21 protein-coding genes and 1 tRNA gene are annotated in these 20,267 nt (G+C 74.9%); 5 read left to right on the top strand and 17 right to left on the bottom strand.

Annotated elements, in window-relative coordinates:
• Nucleotides 1-25 precede the first annotated feature (25 nt).
• From ACTMTB_RS25720 to ACTMTB_RS25690, 7 genes are all read right to left on the bottom strand, one after another.
• Nucleotides 26-1,036 carry a DUF881 domain-containing protein gene (locus tag ACTMTB_RS25720; protein ID WP_441148789.1) on the bottom strand — a complete coding sequence of 337 codons (1,011 nt, stop codon included), beginning with the start codon at nt 1,034-1,036 and terminating at the stop codon, nt 26-28.
• Nucleotides 1,037-1,046: 10 nt separating this feature from the next.
• Nucleotides 1,047-1,379 (bottom strand): small basic family protein, encoded by a 333-nt coding sequence (locus tag ACTMTB_RS25715; RefSeq protein ID WP_067311500.1) that lies wholly within the window; start codon nt 1,377-1,379, stop codon nt 1,047-1,049.
• Nucleotides 1,376-2,323, bottom strand: coding sequence for a DUF881 domain-containing protein (locus ACTMTB_RS25710; protein WP_441148788.1), 948 nt, complete (start codon nt 2,321-2,323; stop codon nt 1,376-1,378). Before ACTMTB_RS25710 ends, ACTMTB_RS25715 begins: the two co-directional genes overlap by 4 nt.
• A complete protein-coding gene (locus ACTMTB_RS25705; protein ID WP_441148787.1) occupies nt 2,320-2,958 on the bottom strand; it encodes a CDP-alcohol phosphatidyltransferase family protein in 639 nt (212 codons plus the stop codon). The genes ACTMTB_RS25710 and ACTMTB_RS25705 overlap by 4 nt, the downstream gene beginning before the upstream one ends.
• A gap of 295 nt (nt 2,959-3,253) precedes the next feature.
• Nucleotides 3,254-3,724, bottom strand: coding sequence for a MarR family transcriptional regulator (locus tag ACTMTB_RS25700; protein ID WP_441148786.1), 471 nt, complete (start codon nt 3,722-3,724; stop codon nt 3,254-3,256).
• 46 nt (nt 3,725-3,770) lie between these two features.
• On the bottom strand, nt 3,771-4,949 hold the full coding sequence (locus ACTMTB_RS25695) for a PP2C family protein-serine/threonine phosphatase (protein ID WP_441148785.1): 1,179 nt from the start codon (nt 4,947-4,949) through the stop codon (nt 3,771-3,773).
• Nucleotides 4,950-5,021: 72 nt separating this feature from the next.
• On the bottom strand, nt 5,022-5,768 hold the full coding sequence (locus ACTMTB_RS25690) for an SAM-dependent methyltransferase (RefSeq protein ID WP_441148784.1): 747 nt from the start codon (nt 5,766-5,768) through the stop codon (nt 5,022-5,024).
• Between the two features lie 118 nt (nt 5,769-5,886).
• Between ACTMTB_RS25690 and ACTMTB_RS25685 the strand changes: the two genes are divergently transcribed.
• The 3 genes from ACTMTB_RS25685 to ACTMTB_RS25675 all read left to right on the top strand — a co-directional run bounded on the left by ACTMTB_RS25685 (nt 5,887) and on the right by ACTMTB_RS25675 (nt 7,523).
• Complete coding sequence (locus ACTMTB_RS25685; RefSeq protein WP_441148783.1) at nt 5,887-6,768, top strand: universal stress protein; 882 nt, start codon at nt 5,887-5,889, stop codon at nt 6,766-6,768.
• A 72-nt stretch (nt 6,769-6,840) separates the two neighbouring features.
• Nucleotides 6,841-7,050 (top strand): phosphatidylethanolamine-binding protein, encoded by a 210-nt coding sequence (locus ACTMTB_RS25680; RefSeq protein ID WP_210778069.1) that lies wholly within the window; start codon nt 6,841-6,843, stop codon nt 7,048-7,050.
• A complete protein-coding gene (locus ACTMTB_RS25675; RefSeq protein ID WP_441148782.1) occupies nt 7,047-7,523 on the top strand; it encodes a hypothetical protein in 477 nt (158 codons plus the stop codon). The genes ACTMTB_RS25680 and ACTMTB_RS25675 overlap by 4 nt, the downstream gene beginning before the upstream one ends.
• Here ACTMTB_RS25675 and ACTMTB_RS25670 read toward each other — a convergent pair.
• Nucleotides 7,520-7,729 (bottom strand): hypothetical protein, encoded by a 210-nt coding sequence (locus tag ACTMTB_RS25670; protein WP_441148781.1) that lies wholly within the window; start codon nt 7,727-7,729, stop codon nt 7,520-7,522. The two genes, ACTMTB_RS25675 and ACTMTB_RS25670, sit on opposite strands and share 4 nt — an antisense overlap.
• Nucleotides 7,730-7,856: 127 nt before the next feature.
• Here ACTMTB_RS25670 and ACTMTB_RS25665 point away from each other — a divergent pair, with 127 nt between their 5' ends.
• Entirely contained in the window at nt 7,857-8,510 is a 654-nt protein-coding gene (locus ACTMTB_RS25665) for a hypothetical protein (protein WP_441148780.1), read from the top strand.
• A gap of 3 nt (nt 8,511-8,513) precedes the next feature.
• Here ACTMTB_RS25665 and ACTMTB_RS25660 read toward each other — a convergent pair whose 3' ends face one another.
• The 9 genes from ACTMTB_RS25660 to fdh form a co-directional block, all read right to left on the bottom strand.
• Nucleotides 8,514-8,699, bottom strand: coding sequence for a hypothetical protein (locus ACTMTB_RS25660; RefSeq protein ID WP_154936871.1), 186 nt, complete (start codon nt 8,697-8,699; stop codon nt 8,514-8,516).
• Between the two features lie 65 nt (nt 8,700-8,764).
• Nucleotides 8,765-10,042 carry a hemolysin family protein gene (locus tag ACTMTB_RS25655; protein ID WP_441148779.1) on the bottom strand — a complete coding sequence of 426 codons (1,278 nt, stop codon included), beginning with the start codon at nt 10,040-10,042 and terminating at the stop codon, nt 8,765-8,767.
• Between the two features lie 64 nt (nt 10,043-10,106).
• Nucleotides 10,107-10,304 (bottom strand): hypothetical protein, encoded by a 198-nt coding sequence (locus ACTMTB_RS25650; RefSeq protein ID WP_088962125.1) that lies wholly within the window; start codon nt 10,302-10,304, stop codon nt 10,107-10,109.
• 88 nt (nt 10,305-10,392) lie between these two features.
• A complete protein-coding gene (gene selB, locus ACTMTB_RS25645; RefSeq protein ID WP_441148778.1) occupies nt 10,393-12,156 on the bottom strand; it encodes a selenocysteine-specific translation elongation factor in 1,764 nt (587 codons plus the stop codon).
• Nucleotide 12,157: 1 nt separating this feature from the next.
• On the bottom strand, nt 12,158-13,462 hold the full coding sequence (selA, locus tag ACTMTB_RS25640) for an L-seryl-tRNA(Sec) selenium transferase (protein WP_441148777.1): 1,305 nt from the start codon (nt 13,460-13,462) through the stop codon (nt 12,158-12,160).
• A 24-nt stretch (nt 13,463-13,486) separates the two neighbouring features.
• Nucleotides 13,487-13,582 (bottom strand) — tRNA-Sec (locus ACTMTB_RS25635).
• A gap of 44 nt (nt 13,583-13,626) precedes the next feature.
• Nucleotides 13,627-14,658, bottom strand: coding sequence for an NrfD/PsrC family molybdoenzyme membrane anchor subunit (gene nrfD, locus ACTMTB_RS25630; protein WP_441148776.1), 1,032 nt, complete (start codon nt 14,656-14,658; stop codon nt 13,627-13,629).
• 452 nt (nt 14,659-15,110) lie between these two features.
• The gene (locus tag ACTMTB_RS25625) at nt 15,111-16,208 is read right to left on the bottom strand and encodes a 4Fe-4S dicluster domain-containing protein (RefSeq protein WP_441148775.1); all 1,098 of its coding nucleotides are present in this window, start codon (nt 16,206-16,208) and stop codon (nt 15,111-15,113) included.
• Entirely contained in the window at nt 16,201-19,491 is a 3,291-nt protein-coding gene (gene fdh, locus ACTMTB_RS25620; RefSeq protein WP_441148774.1) for a formate dehydrogenase, read from the bottom strand. Before fdh ends, ACTMTB_RS25625 begins: the two co-directional genes overlap by 8 nt.
• A gap of 532 nt (nt 19,492-20,023) precedes the next feature.
• Here fdh and ACTMTB_RS25615 point away from each other — a divergent pair.
• On the top strand, nt 20,024-20,161 hold the full coding sequence (locus tag ACTMTB_RS25615; RefSeq protein WP_441148773.1) for a hypothetical protein: 138 nt from the start codon (nt 20,024-20,026) through the stop codon (nt 20,159-20,161).
• Nucleotides 20,162-20,267: the final 106 nt, after the last annotated feature.

Genomic DNA, 20,267 nt, shown 5'->3' with positions numbered 1-20,267 from the left:
AGGTGATCCGACGCGGCCGCGCCGGTCAGGAGACCGGACGGGCGTGTTCCAGCTTCATCGGCGCGTGCAGCGCCGAAACCTCGGCAACCCCACGCTCATCAACGTTCACGGTACCGCCGTCACCCGCGACCGATGCGGCCACCCCGCCCGGAATCTTCAGCGCCGTCTCCATCGTCTTCGGATCACCGATCACCGTGATCGTGAACGGACCCGACAACGACCGCCCGTCCACCACCAACGAGCCGCCCGACCCGTCCAGGAAGTACGTCGACGCGATGATCCGCACCGGCGACCCACCACTGCCGGAGATCTGCATCGCCTCCGCGCCCGCGCCCCGCAACTCCTGCACCGCGTCCAGGATCCGGTCCGCCCGGATCGGCTTGCCCGCACCCGGCCGGAACTCCACACTCAGCCCCGGACCCCGCGCCGGCAACGTCCCCGCCAGGATCCCCAGCTCGTCCGCCCGCCGCCGCGCCTCGTCCAACGCCGCCTGCCGACCCTGCTCACCCGAACGCAACTGCCGCTGGCTCTCCTCCAGCGCCTCGATGTCCTGCTGGAGCCGCTTCTCCCGGGAATCCAGATCCGAGAAGATCCGGACCAGGTCCTCCTGCCGGGTCGCCGCCAGCGTCGGATCCGTCGACGTCGTCTTGAACTGGACCACCAGGGTGAACCCGAGCAACGCCAGCAACACCGTGATCATCACGCCCGCGGACGTCCACCGGCGACCCGCCGGCACCGCGGCCACGACCACCCGCTCGGGGTCGACGCGTTCCGGGTCGGCCGCCGGCCGTTCCGGATCCACCTCGGCGGGCGCCGGCTCGGCCTCGATCCGCTGCGTCTCCGCCTCCTCCGCCGGCGGCGACGCCGGCGGCTCCTGCCGCGCCGGTTCCTCCGCCGGCGGCACCAACGGGCTCAACTCGTCCGGATCCGGGGCATCCGGCCGGGGATCCGGCTCACCCGCCGGCCCCGACGGCCGGCGCGGCTCCGCCGGCTGCGCCGGCCAGCCCGTCCCGGTGTCCCGCTGCTCGTCGCTCATCGCCACAAACCTACGCCCGGAACAGGTGACGACGGATGGCCGCCACGTTGCCGAAGATCCGCACCCCGAGCACGACCACCACACCGGTGGAGAGCTGACCGCCCACCCCCAGCTGGTCACCCAGATACACGATCAGACCCGCCACCAGCACGTTGGAGATGAACGACACCACGAACTGCTTGTCGTCGAAGATCCGGTCCAGCTTCGCCCGCACCCCACCGAACACCGCGTCCAGCGCCGCCACCACCGCGATCGGCAGATACGGCTGCAACGCGGCGGGCACCGTCGGGTCCAGGTAGATCCCGAGAACCACACCGGCGAGCAGCGCCAGCACCGCGATCATCGGACACCTCCGGAGGGGCGGGGGGACGTACCCGAACCGGACGGCCCGGGACTCGACGAACGGTCGGCCGAACCCGACGGCGACGGGCTCGGACTGACCGAAGGCTGCGCGTAGCGTAGCCGCGGCTCCGGCGCCGCCGGCAGCGTGAGGTCGTCCGCGTCCCGGACCTGGAAAGACAGGCCGGTCTCCTTCGCCACCCGCCGCATCAGATACGCCGCCCGGCTCTCCTCGAACTTGTCGCGCATCGACCTCGGCCCGATCGCCGTCACCTCGTACGGGCTCGTCACCGGGCGGAAGTCCACCAGGATCGCCGCACCCGCCGAACGGATCGTCGACGTCGCCGTCAACCGCTGACCGTTGATCGCCACCGCCTCCGCCCCGGAGGCCCACAGGTCGTTGGCCACCTTCTGCAGGTCGGTGTAGATCACCCGGGGCGGACCCGCGTCCGCGTCACCGGAGACCGCGTCGTCGTCCTTCGGCGCCGCGTCGGCCAGCCGGACCACCACCCCGTCGCCCCGTACCCGGCCCAGACCGGTCCCCGCCTCCAGGTTGCGCAACCGGGCCGCCTGCGAACCGCTCAGCGCGGCGTCGCGCTGCCGACCCACCTCCTCGCGCAGCCGGTCCGCGCGGGCGGTCATCTCGTCGGTCTCGCTCTCCCGCTGCTTGATCTGCGCGATCAGGCCGGCGCGGGCCTGACTGCGGCTCGGCTCCTCCGCCATCGTCTCCCGGTAGGCCACCGCGAACAGAAAACCGACCACCGCGATCACCACGACGCTCACCGCGCGCGCGGAGGCGCCCCGCCACCCCGCCGGGGCCGGCGACTCCCGGCGCCGGGCGGCCGCGTCGGCGTAGCCCGGATCCAGCGGATTGCGGAACAGTTCGGTGAGGAAGTCAGGGGTGAACGCCCGGGTGGTACGCCCACCGGAGTCCGGCGGCGCGCTCATGCCGCCGCTCCCCCGGAGCGGGCCCGCACGGACCGGACCAGCCGGACCGCCTGCACCACGTACATGGCGCCGGCCACCCAGTAGAGCACCAGGCCCCACCAGGCCAGGCCCCAGCCGATCGCCCCGGCGGCGGTGGCCGCCGACTCCGACGCGGTGCCCACCAGCAGGATCGGGAAGGCGGCCAGCAGCAGGAAGGTGGCCGTCTTACCCACGTAGTGCACCGGCGGCGGGCCGTACCCGTGCCGGCGCAGCACCGCCAGCGAACCGACCAGCAGCAGCTCCCGGGCCAGCAGCGCGGCCGTGAACTGCCACGGCACCACCTCGCGGGCGGTGAAGGCGAGCAACGTCGCGAGGATGTAGAGCCGGTCGGCGAACGGGTCGAGCAGCTCGCCGAGGCGGCTGACCTGGCCGAGGCGCCGGGCGATCCACCCGTCGACCCAGTCGGTGGTGCCGCCGACCGCCAGCACCACGATCGCCGCCACGTCGGCCTCCACCACCAGGAACAGGTAGAGGAACAGCGGGACGCCGAGCAGCCGGACGAAGCTGATCAGGTTCGGCAGGGTCAGCACCCGGTCGCCGACCGCGGTGCCGTCCGTGCCCTGCGGGTGCTCTGCCCGAGCCGGCCGACGCGACACCGAACCTCCTCCGCAGCACTGACCGGACGCCTCCTGGGCGCCTCGGCGGGACGTGCGCGCTGACGGGCCGGCCAGCGCCGGCGCCTCGGCGGCCCCGGGCTGGGGCCTCCCCTGATGCCGTCCCGGACGTGGTGATCGCGGGCCGGCGAGTTGCCACTATATCGGGCTCACGTATCGGCCCTCGGGGGCCGCGCTTTCGTCGTTTCCGGGTGTTCGGTGTGTGGTGCGTCACCACGCGTAAGGCATCCTAGGACACTAGCGGAGTGTCGCTGTGCCCGTGCCTGGGTGAAGCGGGTCAGGCGGTGCGCGCGGCGGCGGTGTCCGGCTGCGTCGCCTCGCTGGCCTCCACGGCCTGCGCGAAGGCCAGCAACGACAGCAGCAGGTCGTTCTGCGCCCGCGCCGGCATCCGGTCGAGGATCGCCTGCACGGCCTGGTGGCGCCGCTCCTTCAGCTCGCGCAGCAGGGTCTGGGCCGCGGCGGTGGGGACCAGCCGGACCTCCCGCCGGTCACGCGGGTCGGCCACCCGGCGCAGCAGCCCGGTGGCCTCCAGCCGGTCGCAGAGCCGGCTGGCCGAGGAGGGTACGACGTCGAGCAGCTCCGCCAGCCGGTTGACGTTGGTGTCCGGCCGCGCGCTGATCAGGGCGAGCACCCGCAACTGCGTCGGCGGGACGGTGACGTGGTGCCGCGAGGTGGCGGAGTCGAGCACACCGATCAGCGCCTCGGCGGCTGCATCGATCGCCGCGGCGAGGTTCGGAGGTCGCTCCACCCGGTGCCCCCTGCGATTGTTCCGCTCGTACCCGGCTGCCGGTCTGCTACCGCTCGCCCTGACCGCTGACACCGACCCAGTCCAGACAGACGACGACGGCGTCGTCGCGCAGGTCCGCTTCGGCGTGGTAGGCGAACAGTTCGCGCATCACGGTACCAACCGCCTCGGTCGCCGGCTGCAACCGCGTGGACCGCATCGACCGCGCCATCGCCCGCTCCCCGTACGCCTCCTGGCCGCCCGGCTGCGCGTCGTAGACGCCGTCGCTGACCACGAAGAGGCGGTCCCCCGGCTCCAGGTCGAACTCCTGCACGTCGTAGCGCGTCTCGGCGAACATGCCCAGCGGCAGTTGGCGGTCCAGCTCGATCGGCGTCACCGTGGCGCCGCGGACCCGCAGCAGGTGCGGGGAACCCGCGTCCACCGCGCGTACCCGACCGGTGACGGTGTCGACCGTGAGCAGCAACGTCGCCACGTGCCGCCGGCCGCGGTGCTGGTAGTGGATGGTGTCCGAGGCCAGCTCGGCCTGCTCCACCAGCCCGCCGCCGGAGCGCCGGGCGTTGCGCATCGCGTTGACGGTCAACGCGGTCAGCAGGGCGGCGGACATGCCCGTGCCGGTCCCGTTGAGCACGGTGACGGTGAGGCGGTCGGAGTCGACGGACCAGTCGAAGTGGTCCCCGCCCACGCCGTACGCCGGCTCCAACTGGCCGGCCAACAGGAAAGCGTGGTGCCGCACGCTGCGTCCGGGCAGCAGGTCCCACTGCATCTCGGCGGCCATGCTGAGCCGTTCCCGGCGGCGGGCCCGGCGGTACCGGTCGGTCTCCCGGTCGGCGGCGCGCAGTGCGGTGGCCAGCTCGTCGGCGACCTCGCCGATCGACGCCACCGTCGGCCCGTCCGCCGGCCCGGTCAGCTCGACCAGCAGCACCCCGAGCCGCTCCCCCCAGGCGGTCAGCGGCACCCAGACGCGGCAGTGCCCGTCGTCCCGGGCGTCGAGCACCGGCTGCTGGCTGCTGAAGCAGCGCTGCGCGACCCCCTGGCAGGCCAGGAAGCCGGCGTCCGGCAGGTCGGGGTCCAGCACCGGCCAGAGCCCGGTGATCCGGTAGTCGGCCAGGAACACGTCGGTGCGCGAGGCGCCGAGGCGCGCCCGGACGACCCGGTCCGCGGCCTCCACCAGCTGGTCCGGCGGGGCTGCGCGCAGCGCACGGGACACCGCTGCGGGCACGTCCGGCATGTTCGTCCTCCAGAATTCTTGCTGTAGGGCAAGCATCATACGGACGCGCGGCCGGGCGCCGCACCGGCCGGGTCAGTCGGTGGGTTTGCCGGCCAGCCCGCCGTGGAACGCGTCCGGCACTGCGGCCGGCTCGCCGCGGGGCCGCCACCGGGCCACCGGCACGATGCCCTCGGCCGTCGGCACCCACCGCCCCAGCAGCGGGGCGAACGACGCCGGGGTCCGCATCCGGAACTGCGGCCCCATCATGGCCAGCGCCTGCGGGTGTCCGGCCAGCTCCTCGCTGTCGAAGTCGAACGCCAGGAAGCTGCCCGGGGCCACCGCGTCGTAGAGCTCGTCGAGGGTCCGGGCCAGCGTCTCGTCGTCCAGGAAGGCGGCCAGGCCGAGGAAGACCACGCCGACCGGTCTCCTCCCCCAGCCGGGCACGAAGCGGTGCAGCTGGGCCGGGTCGACGGTGCCGATGTCGGTGGCGTCGCCGTAGCCGTAACCGGCGCGGTCGCTGCCGGCCAGGATCCGCTGCCCGAGCCGGATGGTGACCGGGTCGACGTCGGTGTAGAGGACGGTGGCGGAGGTGGCCACCTCGTGCACGTTGCCCCGGGTGGGCAGGCCGGCCCCGAAGACGAGGAAGCCGTCCACCCCGGCCTCGGCGACCGCCCCGACCGCCCGGCCGAGGAAGTCCCGCAGGTCCCGGAAGATCGCCGCGCACGGCCCGTACGCCTCCTCGAAGGCACGGGCCGCCGCCACGTCCACCGGGAAGTGGTGCTCACCGCCCAACCAGAAGTCGATCATGCGGGCGGTGCTCGGCTGCTCCGGCTCGGCCATCGACGGCACTCCCTTCCGACGGGTGGGCGACAGCGTAGCGAGGCGACCGCCCTCGCGGTATCGCCCCGGCGACAGTCCCCGGGCCGCGATACTGGCCGCGGGCAGGAGGTGCGCGGCGGTGAACTCGGCGAACGGCGCGGCGGTGGTGGTGGGCGTGGACGGCTCGGAGCAGGCGCTGCGCGCCGTCCGGCTCGCCGCGGCGGAGGCGGCCCGCCGGCACCGGCCGCTGCGGGTGGTGCACGGGTTCATCTGGCCGTTGCTGCGGGTGCCCGTGGACCCGGTCGCCGACGCCCCGCCCGGCGGCGGCCTGCGCCACCAGGCGGAGGAACTCGTCGCGCGGGCGGTCGCCGAGGCGGAGGCGGCCGTACCGGGGATCCGGGTGACCGGCGAGATCATCGACGGCGAGGCGGCGGCGGTGCTGCTCGGCGAGACGCCCACCGCCGCACTGGTCGTGCTCGGTGACCGCGGGCTGGGTGGCTTCGGCGCGCTGATCCTCGGCTCGGTGGCGGTGCAGGTCGCCACGTACGCGCAGTGCCCGGTGCTGGTGGCGCGCGGCGAGGAACACGGCGGCGGTCCGGTGGTGGTCGGGGTGGACGGCTCCCCGGCGGCCCGGGAGGCCGTGGAGTTCGCCGCCGAGCAGGCGGACATCCGGGGCGCCACGTTGCACGCCCTGCACGCCTACCGCCACCCGGCCTCCGGCGGCCCCGGCGACATGCAGCCGCTGGTCTACGACGAGTCCGAACTGCGCGCCGAGGAGGACCGGGTGCTCGTCGAGGCCCTCGCCGGCATCGGCGAGCGGTACCCCGACCTGCCGATCACCCGCGAGGTGGTGCGGGACCGGGCGGTCGCCGCGCTCACCGCCGCGTCCCGCCGGGCGCTGCTGGTGGTGGTCGGCGGCCGGGGACGCGGCGAGCTGGCCGGGCTGCTGCTCGGCTCGGTGAGCCACGGGGTGCTGCACCACAGCGCCTGCCCGGTGGCCGTGGTGCGTACCCCGGACTGAGCGGTTGACCCGCCGGCAGACGGGTAGACGGCCCGGGTACGGCACGCGGTGACAGCTACCGAGGAGGCGGCTATGCCAGGACCACGGCCGGGAAGCAACGCGTACGACAAGCAACGCGCACGCCTGCGCGACCTGATCGAGCAGTCGGGGCGGGCGGCGGACCAGGAGGCCAACCAGGTCGCCAACCGGATCATGCAGGAGGATCGCGGCCAACGGGGCGTGGTCCGGGGGGAACGGACGTTCGGCCCGAAGGGTGAGCGCGAACCGGGCGATCCGAAGTGAGGGCTTCCGGTGTGGTCGACGGGGCGATCGCCGGCGCGGTCGGCAGCGCCGCGTTGAACGTGGTCGGCTACCTGGACATCGCGGTCCGGGCCAGACCGGCGAGCAGCACCCCGGAGGAGAGCATCGGCCGATTGGCCGGTCTCGCGCACGTGGACCTGGGCCCTGAGGACCGAGCGGCCAACCGCCGCACGGGCCTCGGGGCCGTCCTCGGGTACGCCCTGGGGATCAGTACCGGCGCCGCCTTCGGGGCCCTCGCGAGCGGTCGCCGGCTACGGCCGGCGGTCGCGACCGCGCTGCTCGGCGGCGGGGTGATGGCCACCACGATCGGTTCGCTCGCGACGCTGCGGATCAGCGACCCGCGCACCTGGAGCCGGTCCGACTGGCTAGCCGACATCGTGCCCCATCTGGCATACGGAATGGCGGCCGCTGCCACCTTGAACCGGCTGCGGCCGCCCTCCGCACGGTGCGGTTAGCCCCGGTCACTCTCGTCGTCGGCGATCGGCTCACCGGCCGGGCCGTACGGCGAGACCTGCCCCTTCGGCACCGGCCGTCCGACGTCCGCGTTGGACGTGCCCTTGTGCTGCGGATGCCCGCCCGCGTCCGTGGCGGTCTTCCGGCTGTCCGTACTGGTCGCGCCCTTGGCGTTGCGGCGGAACTCCATCTGCTGCGGGTTCACCACGGGTCTCTCCTTCCGACGGGGTGCACGACCAGCGGGCCGCGCACCCCATTGGCTTACCCGCCGCCGTGGCGCACATTCGACCGGCGGCGGCCCGGCTGATCCGCGACAGGGCGGGTACTGCACGGTGATGGGGGACGACCGACGGGTGGCCCGGGCCCTGCTGGACCGGCAGGGACGCACCTACGCCGAGGAGGCCGGCATCCGACTGACCGACCGGCCGGGGCCGCTGTACCAGCTGCTGGTGCTGGCCACCCTGCTGAGCACCCGGATCCGGGCCGGGGTGGCGCTCGCCGCCGCGCGGGAACTCTTCGCCGCCGGCTGGCGCACCCCGCAGGCGATGGAGACGGCGAGCTGGCAGGAGCGGGTCGACGCGCTGGGGCGCGGGCACTACCGCCGCTACGACGAGCGGACCGCCACGATGCTCGGCACCGGTGCCCGGCTCTGCCTGGACCGCTGGCACGGTGACCTGCGCCGGCTGCACCGGGAGGCCGACGGGCAGCCGACCGCGCTGCGCCGGCTGCTCACCGAGTTCCCCGGCATCGGTCCGACCGGCGCGGACATCTTCCTGCGGGAGGCGCAGGAGGTCTGGCCGGACGTGCGCCCGTACGCCGACCGGCGGACCCTGACCGGGGCGAAGCGGCTCGGGCTGCCGGCGAATCCGCGCGGGCTGGCGGGCCTGGTCGGCGAGGCGGACTTCGGCCGGCTCGCCTCGGCGCTGGTCCGGGTGGCCCTGGGCGAGGAGTCCGCGGGCGAGGTCAACCGGACTGCGGCGGCGCGGTGAGCGTCACTTGACCGGCTTGTCCCCGGGCTTGGTCAGGTTCCACACCAGCAGCGCGGCGGCCAGGGCGAGCAGCACCACCCCGCCGGAGATCCCGCCGCCCTCATCGGCGCTGCGCCCGGTGGCGCCGAAGTAGATCACCGCCAGTCCGGCGAGCACCGCCAGGAACGTCCGCATTCCTCGGTCCTTCACGTTCCGCACGGTACGGCGGGTTCCGCCCCGGTACGGCGGTTTTCGCGGCCGGTAACCCGTCCGGGTCACTCGGCCCGGCCGCCGGCCGCCGGGCCGCGCAGCCGGACCCGCCGTACCGCCCGGTCGGCCACCTCGACCACCTCGACGGTGAGCCCGGGCAGCCGCACCGACTCCCCCGGCCCGTCCGGCAGCCGGCCCAGCCCGGCCAGGACCAGCCCGGCGACGGTGGTGTAGTCGCGCGGCAGCGGGAAGGCCAGCCGCACCCCCACGTCGGCCAGGTCGTGCAGTGGGAAGTCACCGGGGAGCAGCAGTGCCCCGTCCGCCTCCCGCAGCACCCCGGAGACGTCCCGGTCGGTCTCGTCGTACAGTTCGCCGACGACCTCCTCCAGCAGGTCCTCCATAGTGATCAGACCGTCGATGCCGCCGTACTCGTCGACCACCAGGGCGAGCTGTTCGTGGCGTTGCCGCAGCTGGCGCATGGCGTCGGCGACCGGCAGCGTGCCGGGCAGCAGCAGCAGCTCGCGGGCCCGCTGACCGGCGGTGTCGCCGTGGCCGTCGACCAGGTCGCGGATGTGCACCAGGCCCCGGACGTCGTCCAGCCCGCCCGGCCCCACGACCGGGGCGCGGGAGCGCCCGGTGGCGGCCATCCGGCGCATCGCCTCGGCCGCCGACAGCGAGGCGGGCAGCACCGTCACGTCCCGTCGGGGGACCAGGATCTCCCGCAGGGTACGGCCGGCGATGTCGAACGCCCCGGACAGGATCTCCCGCTGCTGCGCCGACAGCCCCCGCTGGCTGACCAGCATCTCCCGCAGCTCCTCCTCGGTCACCTCCTGCCGCTGTGCCCGCGGGTCCCCGCCGGCGAGCCGGACCAGCAGGTCGGTGGCGCGGCTGAGCAACCAGATCGCCGGCCGGGACAGCCGGGCGAGCACGTCCAGCGGGGGTGCGCTCAACAACGCCCACCGCTCCGCCCACTGCATCGCCAGCCGTTTCGGGGCAAGCTCCCCGACGACCAGGGTGACGAAGGTCAGCACCACGGTCACCAGCACCACGGCCACCGGCCGGGCCGCGCCGCCGAGGAAGCCGAGCGGGCCGATCAGCGGCTGGGCCAGCGACACGGCGGCGGCCGCCGAGGCGAGGAACCCGGCGAGGGTGATGCCGAGCTGGATGGTGGCCAGGTAGCGGTTCGGTTCCCGGGCCAGCCGGGCCAGCCGCGCCCCGGCCCGACCGGAGCGGCCCAGCTGGCGCAGCTGCGCCTCCCGCAGCGTCACCAGCGCCATCTCGCTGCCGGACAGGGCGGCGTTGATCAGCACCAGCACGGCCACCAGCGCGAGCTGCCCGAGCATGCCACCCCCTCCCCCGCCACCTTGGCCCCTACTCAACCGCAGCGGCGTCACCGGAGAGGCCGGGTCAGTCGTTTTCCAGGTCGTCGAGGGAGATGGCGTGGGTCATCAGCCAGCGGGCCAGCGCCGACATGCCGAACAGCCACAGCGGGGCCGACTCGGTGGTGCCGTTGGTGGCGAAGATCGCGAACCGCAGGTCCGGCGCCCGGTACGCCTCGATCCGCCAGCGGTGGTTCTTGTCCCGCCAGACCGCCGATGGGTCCATGGCGTCACGGTAGGCGACGCGGCGCCCGTCGCGGTGCGGCTTCGGGCCAGCCCGCGGCACCGCCCCTGCCCGCCGGGCCCGGCGGTGGTCAGGACGGCCGGCCGACCACCTCGCGGGCGTCGTCGGGCAGCCGGCGGGTGGCGCCGCGCCGGTCCAGCAGCTCCAGCAGCGGCACGGCGACCCGGCGGGTGGTGTCCAGCGCCTGCCGGGCGGCGCTGAGCGTGAACGGCTGCGGCAGCCCGGCCAGCACCCGGACCGCGTCGTCGAGCGCGCCGGGCAGCAGCACCACGTTCTCCGCCAGCCGCAGCAGCGCCCCGGCGCGCACGGCAGCACCGATCTCCCGGGGACCCAGGCCGAGGGTGGCGAGGCGGTCCGCCTCGGGGGCGCGGAACGGCTGGGCGGCGTACTCGGCGCGGACCCGCTGCACGGCCCGGGCCACCGGTGCGGGCAGCGCGTCGACCTCGGCGGCGGTGACCCGCCCGGCGCGCAGCGCCAGCGGCGGGCGGACCAGGGCCTCGACCAGCGCGCGGTCGGGCAGGTCGAGACGCCGGCGCAGCACCTCCACCGGGACGCCCGGGTCGAGGGGATGCTCGCGCGCGTACCGGGTGGTCTCCTCGGCCAGCCGGGTGGCCAGCCGCCGCCAGTGCTCGGGGTCGGCGAGCCAGTCGCCGGCGACCGGGGCGACGGTGGCCGGCACCCCCATCCGGGTCAGCTCCCCGGCGCGGACCAGGGCCCGCCGGCGCAGCTCCCCGGCGAGGTCGGGCCGCCCGTCGAGGTCGGCGAGGACGGCCGCCCGGGCCGCGGCGGCGCCGCGCCGGCGCAGGGGCGGTGGGGCCACGTCCAGCACCGTCACCCCGCCGCTGACGTGGTGCCGTCCGGGGTCGCGCAGCAGCGCCCGGTCGCCGACGAGCAGCGGCAGCGGCCGGGCCAGCCGCAGCCGGACGGTGTCGTGTCCGAGCGGGCGGACCCGGGCCGGCACGGCAGCCGAGCCCACGTGCAGGGTGAGGGTGGCGGGCAGGTCGGCGGCCGGGTCGCCGGCCAGCCGCACGTCGAGCAGGTCGGTGAGCCGGAACCGGCCGGGGGTGAGCAGCGCGTCGCCCCGGCCCAGCCGGTCCTTCGGCACGCCCCGCAGGTTGACCGCGACCCGGGCCACCGCGTCCACCCGGTCGTGGGCGGCGCCGAGGGAGTGCAGGCCGCGTACCCGGACCGGCTCGCCGGTGGCGGCCAGCTCCAGCTGGTCGCCGACCCGTAGCCGGCCGCCGCCGAGGGTGCCGGTCACCACGGTGCCGCTGCCCCGGATGGTGAAGGACCGGTCCACCCAGAGCCGCACCGGCAGGTCCGGCGCGGGCGCCGGCAGGCGGGCGACCAGCCGGTCCAGGGCGGCGCGCAGCTCGGGCAGGCCCGTGCCGGTGACCGCGCTGACCGGTACCGCCTCCACCTCGCCGAGGCTGGTGGCGGCGAGCTCCGCCCGGGCCCGGGCCAACGCCGGTCCCGGGTCGGCCAGGTCCGCGCGGGTCACCGCCAGCAGCCCGTACGACACCCCGAGCGCGTGCAGCGCGGCCAGGTGCTCGGCGGACTGCGGCATCCAGCCCTCGTCGGCGGCGACGACGACCAGCGCGGCCGGGACGGGTCCGACGCCGGCGAGCATGTTCGGCACGAAGCGCTCGTGGCCGGGGACGTCGACGAAGGCGATGGTGCCGCCGGCGGGCAGCGTGGTCCAGGCGAAGCCGAGGTCGATGGTCATGCCCCGGCGGCGTTCCTCGGCCCACCGGTCGGGTTCCATCCCGGTCAACGCCCGGACCAGTGTCGACTTGCCGTGGTCGACGTGGCCGGCGGTGGCGACGACGTACATGTCAGCCGGCCGCCGGGACCCGCAGCACCGCGGCGCGCAGGGTGTCGTCGGCGGCCGGGGGGACGCAGCGCAAGTCCAGCAGGAGCCGGCCCCGCAGCACCCGGCCGAGCACCGGCGGCGCGCCGAGGCGTAGCGGCCCGGCGTACGCCTCGGGCAGGCTCAGCGCCCACGAGTCCAGCACGACGCCGGGTGCGCCGCCACCGCCGACCACGGCGCTGCTCGGCACCACCTCGGCCTTGCAGCCGTCGGCGCCGAGCGCGTCGCGCAGCCGTTCGGCCCGCTCCCGCAGCCCGGCGGGGTCGGCGTGCAGGGCGGACCGGGTGGGGGTGTCCGGGCCGTGCAGGGTGGCCGCCAGGGCGGCCAGGGTCAGCTTGTCGACCCGCAACGCGCGGGCGAGGGGGTGCCGGCGCAGCCGCTCGACCAGCGCGGCGTCGCCGAGCAGCAGCCCGGCCTGCGGCCCGCCGAGGAGCTTGTCGCCGCTGGCGGTGACCAGCGCCGCGCCGGCCCGCAGGGTGCTGGCGGCGTCCGGCTCGTCGGGCAGCAGCGGGTCCGGTGCGAGCAGCCCGGAGCCGATGTCGGCCACCACCGGCACGCCGAGGGTGGCCAGCGCCCGGACCGGCACGGCCGAGGTGAAGCCGGTGACCAGGAAGTTCGACGGGTGCACCTTCAGCACGAAGCCGGTTGCCGGGCCGATCGCCGCCGCGTAGTCGGCCAGGGTGGTGCGGTTGGTGGTGCCGACCTCCCGCAGCCGGGCGCCGGTGCTCTCCAGCAGGTCTGGCAGGCGGAACCCGTCGCCGATCTCCACCAGTTCGCCCCGGCTCACCACGATCTCCGCGCCGGCGGCCAGGGCGGTGGCGGCGAGCACCAGCGCGGCCGCGCCGTTGTTCACCACGTGCACGGCCGCCGCGTCCGGCACCGCGGCGGCGAGCGCGTCCAGGGCGTCGCGTCCCCGCCGGGCGCGCCGCCCGGTGCGCAGGTCCAGCTCCACGTCCGTGTGCCCGGCGGCGGCGACGACCGCCTCGACGGCGGCAGCCGACAGTGGCGCCCGGCCGAGGTTGGTGTGCAGCACGACGCCGGTGGCGTTGAGCACCGCGCGCGGCGCTGGCGCGGGCAGCGCGGCGAGGGCGTCGTCGGGTACCTGTTCGGGGGTGATGTCGCCGCGGCGGGCGCGCTCCTGGGCGTGGCCCACGGCTGCCTTGACCCGGTCGCGGCCGAGGGTGGCGACCGCCGCGGCCAGGCGCGGGTCGGCCAGCAGGGTGTCGGTGCGCGGCACCCGCCGTCGTGGGTCGGCCGGCGCCTCGCCCATGCGCGTCATCTCTCCCGAGCGGTTTGGCGGAGACGGACGGGAATCGAACCCGCCTGACCCGGGTCCCGGGCCACACCGGTTTTGAAGACCGGGAGGGGCACCAGCCTCCTGAACGCCTCCGCCCAGGAGTCAACCACAGCCCCCGGCCCGTCGCGCGGCGAGCCTCAGCCTTCGCCGGCCTCCCGGCGGCGCACCCGCTCCCGCTGCGGCACGACCGTGTACTTCGGATCGCGCGCCGAGGCGACGCCGCCGTGGAAGATGCCGAACCGGGTGGCCACCGACGCGGCGAGCAGCGCCCCGCCGGAGAGCGCGGAGATCACCCGGCTGCGCCGGCCGACCAGCGCCCCGGCCACCCCGGCGGCGGTCAGCGCCCGCCCGGCGCGCAGCAGCCGGCCGGCCCGGCCCGTCCGGTACGGCTCGCTGAGCAACCCGAGCCGGGTCTCCACCGAGTGCGACCCGAGCAGCTCCAGCGCCGCGCCGGCCACGGCCATCCGCCGCGCCGGGCCGGCCTGCGCGCACGGCGCGGCGATCAGGCCCACGCCGGCGCCGCTGGCCAGCGCGCTGCCCGCGAAGATGGTCGGCAGTTCCGGGTACGCCTCGTGCCACGACGGCACCGCCGTTCCGGCCAGCAGCACCCCGGTGTACGTGGCCAGGGCCGGCGCGGTGGCGGCGGCGGCCAGCCCGGCGGCCTGCCCGACCGGGGGCAGCACCCGGCGGGCCAGCCCGAGCACGCCCCGCTCGGGGAGCCAGGGCGCCGCCTCGGCGATCGCGGCCACGCCGGCGGCCGGCCCGAAGGCGCTCAGGATCCAGGTGCCCACCGACATCGGCGAGGTCGGCTTCGCGACCCGCAGCATGTGGTGGAAGCGGGACGGCCGCCCCAGGTCGTGGATCAGGAAGTACGCGCTGGCGGTGACCGCGCCCAGCGCGGTGACCCGGCCGGCGCGGCGCAACGCCGGGCGGCCGGTGAGCTGTCCGCCGGCGGCCAGCAGCGACGAGCCGGCGGCCAGGCCCCCGGTGAACAGGTACGCGGCGATGTCCCACCGCCACACCGGCGCCTTGAGGATCGGCCGGCCGTAGTACGAGGTGAACTCGGCCTCCGGCACGCGCAGCTCCTCGCCACCGCGCCCGGTCCGCCTGCGGCGACCCCGGCGATCGACCGGCGCGACGTCGCGGGGCGGGTCCGGGGCGAGGCGCACCTCCGCGGCTTCCGAGTCGGTCCGGGCCGCACCGACGCCGGTACCGCGTGCACGGCCTTCACGGCCGGTGGCCCGGGCGCCGTTCACCGCGCCCCGGTCGGGCTCCGTTGTCCGGGCCGCGTCCACGGCGGCCGGGCCAGGCCCTGTTGTCCGGGCGGTTTTCGCCGGGGCCTGGTCAGGCCCTGCTGCCCGGCGGGCGTCCACGGCGGCCTGGTCCGGTGCGGGGGCGGGTCCGGACGTCATGGCGCCCGCACCGACCCGCCGCTGGTCGTCGCCCGGACCGCCGGGTTCTCCGCCGAACGCCGCCGACGGCTCGGAGCCGGCGGGCCCCACGCCGATCTTCGGCCCGTGGCCGCCCCGGTGGCCGGGGCCGCCGAGGCGGCCGGGTCCCTGCGTCTCCAGCCGGTCGCGGAAGCGACGGAACAGTGAGCCGACGGGCGCGCGGTCCGGACTCACGACGAACCTCCGACGAACGCGGCGACGGCGGCCGCCGTCATGGCCAGCGCGGCCAGCCCGGCCCGCTTCCACATCTTCGGCAGGTCGCGGGTGGTCACCACCGGGTCCGGCGGCAGGCCGTACACCTCGGGCTCGTCGAGCAGCAGGAAGAACGCGCCGTCACCGCCGACGCCGTCGGTGGGGTCGTTGCCGTAGAGCCGGGCCTCGGGCACCCCCCGCTGGTGCAGCTGGGCCACCCGCCGCGCCGCCCGCTCCCGCAGCTCGTCCAGCGGTCCGAACTGGATCGACTCGGTGGGGCAGGCCTGCGCGCAGGCGGGCGTCATGCCCGCGCCGAGGCGGTCGTAGCAGAGCGTGCACTTCCACGCCCGGCCGTCCCCCTTGCGCTGGTCGATCACCCCGTACGGGCAGGCCGAGATGCAGTAGCCGCAGCCGTTGCAGATGTCCTCCTGGACCACCACCGTGCCGAACTCGGTGCGGAACAGCGAGCCGGTCGGGCAGACGTCCAGGCAGGCGGCGTGGGTGCAGTGCTTGCAGACGTCCGACATCATCAGCCAGCGGAAGTCGGTGCGCTCCTCGACGCCGGTGGACCGGCCGGGCGGCTGCGAACCGGGCATGCCGAGGAACTGGCCGCCCGTACCTGTGCCGTTGCCCCGATCGGGGACGGTGGCCGGTGCCGCGGCGCCGTCGGCGCCCATCCGGGCCGCGGGGGAGGCCGAGCCCGGCGGCACGCCCGGGTCGGTGCCGGTCGGGTTGCCGGTGCCGGCGGCGACGGCCGCCGAGGACGCGCTGACCGACCCGTCGGTCGGGGTGCCGGCGAACGGCGGCGTGCGGTGCCCGGCCGGGACGGGCTGCTCGATGAAGGCCACGTGCCGCCAGGAGTTGGCGGTCAGCGCGCCGGTGTTGTCGTACGACATGCCGAGCAGGTCGAACCCGGAGTCCGGTACCCCGTTCCACTCCTTGCAGGCCACCTCGCACGCCTTGCAGCCGATGCAGACGCTGGTGTCGGTGAAGAAGCCCACCCGCGGGCCGGCGTCGACCCAGCCGGCGTCCGGGGCGGGGTCGAGGGGGCCGTAGAGGCTGTTGGCGTCAGGCATCGTCGCCATCCTCCCCCGCGTCGGGTGCCGGTGGGCGTACCCCGTCGGTCACGGTGGGCGCCGACCGTCCCGGCACGATCCCGGCCCGCCGCTGGTAGTCGGCGACCAGGTCCCGCAGGGCCGGCCCGGTCGGTCGCCGCCCGGGCCGCACGTCGCAGGTGCCGACCTTGCTCTCCTGGATCAGTACGTTCGGGTCGAGGGTGATGCCGAACAGGTCGTTGGCCGAGTCGCCGGTCACCAGGCCCTCGTAGCCGAAGTGGTACGGCAGCCAGATCTGGTGGATCACCCGGCCGTCCACCCGCAGCGGCGTGAGCCGGTCGGTGACCAGCACCTTCGCCTCGATCACCGCCCGGCCGCTGACCAGGTGCGCCCAGCCGAGGTGGGTCACCCCGACCTCGGCGGCCAGCTCCGGCGACACCTCGACGAACATCTCCGGCTGCAACTCGGCCAGCGGCCGCACCGTCCGGCTCATCGCGCCGGCCGTGTGGTGCTCGGTCAGCCGGCTCACCGTGAACACGTACGGGAAGACCTGGCTGTGCTCCTCGGGCGGGCTCGGGTTCACCGAGTTCACCGGGTGGGCGTAGACCTTCCGGGTCGGGTTGGCCTGCTGACCGTAGAGCGGGTTGCGCAGCGGCGACTCGGCCGGCTCGAAGTGCGTCGGCAGCGGGCCGTCGAGCACCCCGCTCGGCGCGTACAGCCAGCCCTTGCCGTCGGGCTGCATGACGAACGGGTCGTCGCCGGCGATCCCCGCCGGCCCGGACGCGCCCTCCGGCGGCCGGTACGTCGGCGGTTTGGTCTTCTCGAAGTCCGGCACGTCGTGGCCGGTCCACTCGCCGGCGTCCGGATCCCACCAGACGTAGCGCTTGCGTTCGCTCCACGGGCGGCCCTGCGGGTCGGCCGAGGCACGGTTGTACAGGGTGCGGCGGTTCGCCGGCCAGGCCCACCCCCACTCGGCGGCCACCCAGTCCTGCTCGTGCCGGGACTTCCGCCGGGCCGCCTGGTTGACCCCGTCGGCGTAGACGCCGGTGTAGATCCAGCAGCCGATGGCGGTGGACCCGTCGTCCCTGGCCTCGGCGAACGCGGACAGCGGGCGGCCGGTCGCCACGTCGTACCCGTTGATCTCGCGCAGCACCGCCTCGGCGCTGGGCTCGGCGTGCGGACCGTGCGTGGGATAGTCCCAGGTCAGGTCGAGCAGTGCCCGGTCCCGCGGCTGGTCCGAGTCGGCCAGCTTCTCCCGTAGCCGGCGGCCCAGGTGGTAGAAGAACCACAGCTCGGAGCGGGCGTCGGCCGGCGGGTCGAGGGCCTTCTCCCGCCACTGCAACAGTCGCTGGGTCTGGGTGAAGGTGCCCTCCTTCTCCACGTGCGAGGCGGCGGGCAGGAAGAACACCTCGGTGCGGCACTCCTTCGGCACGATCTCGCCGGTGGCGACCTCCGGGCCGTTCTTCCAGAAGGTCGCGCTCTCGATCATGAACAGGTCGCGGACGACCAGCCAGTCGAGGTTGGCCATGCCCAGGCGCTGGGCCCGGCCGTGCGCGGAGCCGACCGCCGGGTTCTGGCCGAGCAGGAAGTAGCCCTTGACCTTGCCGTCGATCATGTTCAGCACCTGCTGGTAGGTGCCGTGGTCGCCCGTCATCCGGGGCAGGTACCCGTAGCAGAAGTCGTTCTCCGGGGTCGCCGCGTCACCCCAGTACGCCTTGAGCAGGCTCGCCCCGAAGGCGCGCGCGTTGCCCCAGAAACCCTTCTGGCCGGGGTGCCGGATGCTGTCCACCCACTGGTCGAAGGTCGGGTGGTCGGCGTGGTGGGGCATCGGCAGGTAGCCGGGGAGCAGGTTGAACAGCGTCGGGATGTCGGTGGACCCCTGGATGCTGGCGTGCCCGCGCAGCGCCAGGATCCCGCCGCCGGGCCGACCCATGTTGCCCAGCAGGAGCTGGATGATCGCGCCGGTGCGGATGTACTGCACGCCGACGCTGTGCTGGGTCCAGCCCACCGAGTAGATGAGCACCCCGGTGCGCTCCCGGCCGGAGTTCTCCGTCCAGGCGCGGGCCAGCTCCAGGAACTTGTCCCGCGGGATGCCGCAGACCCGCTCCACCATCTCCGGCGTGTAGCGGGCGAAGTGCCGCTTGAGGATCTGGTAGACGCAGCGCGGGTGCTGCAACGTCTCGTCCCGCGGCACCTGACCGGCGACCTGCGCGCCGTGCGACTCGTGCCGCAGCCCGGCCGCGCTGTCCCGCTCCTTGGCGGTGTGCCCGCTGCCGGAGTCGCGCTCGTGCCCCGCGTACTGCCAGCTGTCCTGCACGTAGCTGCTGGTCTCCGGATCGAACCCGGAGAAGAAGCCGTCACCGTCCTCGGCGTCGACGTACCGCTCGCTGACGATGGTGGCGGCGTTCGTGTACGCCAGCACGTACTCCCGGAAGTCGAGCTCGTTCTCCAGGATGTAGCGCACCACCCCGCCGAGCAGCGCGATGTCGGTGCCCGCGCGGATCGGCAGGTACGTGTCGGCCACGGCGCTGGTCCGGGTGAACCGGGGATCGACGTGGAACACCTTGGCGCCGCGTCGCTTGGCCTCCATCACCCACTGGAAGCCCACCGGGTGGGCCTCGGCCATGTTCGAGCCCTGGATGACGATGACGTCAGCGTTGGCGACGTCCTGCTGGAAGTCCGTCGCGCCACCGCGACCGAAGCTGGTCCCCAGACCGGGGACGGTGGCGGAGTGTCAAATCCGCGCCTGGTTCTCGATCTGGAGCGCCCCCATCGCCGTGAACAACTTCTTGATGAGGTAGTTCTCCTCGTTGTCCAGCGTCGCCCCGCCCAGGCTGGAGATGCCGAGCGTCCGGTTCAGCGGCCGGCCCTCGCTGTCGACGTCCTCCCAGGTCTCCTCGCGGGCGGCGAGGATCCGGTCGGCGATCATGTCGACCGCGGTGTCGAGCTCCAGGTCCTCCCACTCCGTGGCGTACGGCCGGCGGTAGCGGACCTTGGTCTGCCGCAGCGGGCTGGTCACCAGGCTCTTGCTGGCCGAACCCTTCGGGCAGAGCCGGCCGCGCGAGATCGGGCTGTCCGGGTCGCCCTCGATCTGGGTGACCCGACCCTCGGTGACGAACACCCGCTGCCCGCAGCCCACCGCGCAGTACGGGCAGACCGAGCGGGCCATGCTGTCCGCCGTCTCGGTGCGCGCGGTCAGCTCGGCGGAGCGGCCGGACTGCGCGGCGGCGCCCCGACCCAGCGGGTCGGTGCCGGTGAGCTGCCGGTAGACCGGCCAGCCCTCGAGGAAGGTACGCAGTCCCATGCTCCCGCACCCCTCCCCGACGCCGTCGACTCTCTGAAGATAGGGCAGCGCGGCGGTGCCCGCGAGCGGAGCGAAGGGATCGCTTCCGCCGGTGCAGACAGCGCCGCCCCCGGCCCTGGTGGGTCGGGGGCGGCGCTGGGGTGTCGGTGTGCAGGTCGCCTCTCGGCGAGTGGCACGACGCGGCTCCAGCCGAACGGTATTCCGCGAAGGCAATTTAGGTGAGGCCCGGGGACACTGGACACACCGACACCTGACTCAACAGGCTACCCGGTCCGGGTCTTCCACCCGCTCTGGTGACGCGCGCCACTGCTTGCTTCCGTGCGTGGGTTGCGGTGGTCGGTGGGTGGGGTGTGGCCCGCCGTGCCCGGCTCCGGGCGGTCAGGCTTGATCCCTGCGCCGGGCACGGCGGGCCACACCCCCGCCGTGGGCGCCCTCCGCGCGGGCCTCGCCGCCCCGGAACCCCGCACCCCTCGACCGCCGTCGCCCGCCGCGCCACGCCGCGCCGAGCGAGTTGATCATGAGGTTGGCAGTGGTGGAGGAGATCAACTCCGCAGCCAACCTCATGGTCAACGGGGATGGCGGGTGGGTGGGTCTGGATATGCCGCTGGCCGGCACCCCGCTCGGGGGTGCCGGCCAGCGTGATCGTTCAGATGCGATCAGCAGTCGTTGAAGTGCGCTCAGTTCCAGTGCTTGGCGACGAGGTCGGCGGCCTGCTTCTCCCACTGGGCGTAGTGGTCCGGGTAGGCCGAGACCTGCACGGTCTGCGCGGCCTTGGT

It is taken from the genome of Micromonospora sp. L32, assembly GCF_052068055.1.
GTDB lineage: Bacteria > Actinomycetota > Actinomycetes > Mycobacteriales > Micromonosporaceae > Micromonospora > Micromonospora purpureochromogenes.
This window is presented reverse-complemented; position numbering and strand designations above follow the sequence as displayed.